The sequence below is a fragment of the Metasolibacillus meyeri genome (assembly GCF_003049505.1).
GTDB lineage: Bacteria > Bacillota > Bacilli > Bacillales_A > Planococcaceae > Metasolibacillus > Metasolibacillus meyeri.
This window is the reverse complement of record NZ_PYWN01000222.1, coordinates 1-1,878: the sequence shown is the minus strand read 5'-3', so window position 1 is coordinate 1,878 and position 1,878 is coordinate 1. Positions and strand designations below refer to the sequence as shown.

The 1,878-nt window shown below is 40.6% G+C and carries 1 protein-coding gene and 1 pseudogene; both read left to right on the top strand.

What is annotated here, in order from left to right:
- The first annotated feature begins 193 nt into the window (after positions 1 to 193).
- Positions 194 to 1,371: pseudogene (locus C9J34_RS22880) on the top strand (winged helix-turn-helix domain-containing protein).
- A gap of 45 nt (positions 1,372 to 1,416) precedes the next feature.
- The gene (locus C9J34_RS21090; protein ID WP_107842127.1) at positions 1,417 to 1,872 is read left to right on the top strand and encodes an alpha/beta hydrolase; all 456 of its coding nucleotides are present in this window, start codon (positions 1,417 to 1,419) and stop codon (positions 1,870 to 1,872) included.
- Positions 1,873 to 1,878 lie beyond the last annotated feature (6 nt).

Below are 1,878 nucleotides of genomic sequence, written 5' to 3'. Positions count from 1 at the left end.
CCACTCACTATTTTGATGTGGGGGTCTTACAGCCTGTTAATACGGGATAAAAAACCCAGTTGCTATTTAAAAGGTAGTAAACTTTTCAAATCGTCCTCTAGATACAAACATACATTCCCATTTAATTCTTTTCTTTTGAGTAAATATTTTGTATGATAAAGAAAATGCGGTGGATAGAGAGGCAGGCGTACATATGATTCAATTAACAAACCAGCAAGCACGACAATTTTTACTGTTGAAGCATGGACTATTAGACGACTATAAATTTAATGGTAAGCAAGGCATATTGGATTTTACTCAACAAGTCAGCTGTCTTCAATACGACCCCATCGATGTTTGTGGAAAAAACGCTGAGTTGGTACTACAATCGCGAATCAAGGGCTTTACGAAGGAAATGCTCGCTGAATTGCTGTATGAAGATAGACGCCTCGTCGATTATCCTGATAAAAATTTAGCTATTATCCCTGTTGAGGATTGGCCCTATTTTGAACGATACAGGCAAGCTGCGCGTCAACATGCCGAGCGTTATCCTGAAATGGAAGCTTTAGCAGCGCAAGTGCGGGCGCATATCCAAAATCACGGTGCAATCAGTTCGGATGATTTAAAATTGGATGGAAATTTCTCTTGGCAATCAGCCATCCACTGGAGCGGTGGCAACAATACATCTCGCTCCGTGCTAGAACAGATGTATTCGACAGGTGAGTTAATTATCCATCATAAAAAAGGGACTCGGAAATATTACGATAGCGTCGAGAAGTACATACCGCCAACCTTACTAAATGCACCAGAGCCATTGGAGAGTGAACTCGAACGCGAGTACTACGCCGAATTGGTGCTGTTGGTCTTTTGTGGAACCGCGCATCAGATGCATGGCTAAACATTTGGGGATTGAAAGCAGCACAACGCAACGAGATTTTCCAGCAACTATTGCATGAAGCGCGCATTTTAGCTGTTTCTGTGCATGAGACGAAGGATTTACTATACTGCCTTGCAGAGGATTTGCCGCTGATTGAAGCTGTCCAGCAAAATCCAGTCCCAACACAGCGTTGTGAGCTAATTGCGCCACTGGATAATTTGCTATGGGACAGAAAATTGATCAATGCATTATTCGACTTCAATTACACTTGGGAAATCTACACACCTGCAAGCAAGCGAAAATTCGGTTACTATGTATTACCTGTACTGTATGGTGAAAGCTTCATCGGACGTGCTGAGATTATTGCAGAACGAAAAACAAAGACGCTTATCGTTAAAAACATCTGGTATGAAAACGGTATAAAGCTAACACCACCATTGCGAAAAGCCTTGGAGGATTGTATCCAAAGATTTGCGGTATTCAATGGCTGTGAGACGATTTCAGCGACACTGTGAACAACTTGTGGTGACATCTGTAGTTCAAAAGAACGGGGAGAATGCATGAGAAAAATAATTCAACCAAAATCAATCTTCTTAAAAGGTGGAGAAAAAGCTGTCTTATTATTACATTCCTTTACTAGCAATACAGTGGATGTAAGAAAATTAGGAAGATTCCTGAATCAAGAAAACTATACGTGTTTTGCTCCATTATATGAAGGTCACGGATTATCCAGCGAGCAATTACTTCTTACTGACCCCAGTGATTGGTGGAAAAGCGTAGAAAGAGGTTATCAATTTTTAAAGAATGAAGGCTACCAAACTATTGCTGTCATTGGTGTATCATTAGGTAGCATTTTCGCTTTAAATGCAGGTCAACAATTAAATGTTAATGGTGTCGTTACAATGTCTGTTCCCTATAAAAGAGACATCGACACATTAAAAAATCGCGTTCTAAACTATGCATTAACCTATAAAGTGAACCTTCAATCAGTGGGGGTTTTCCTCATCCCCCACTGATTGGTG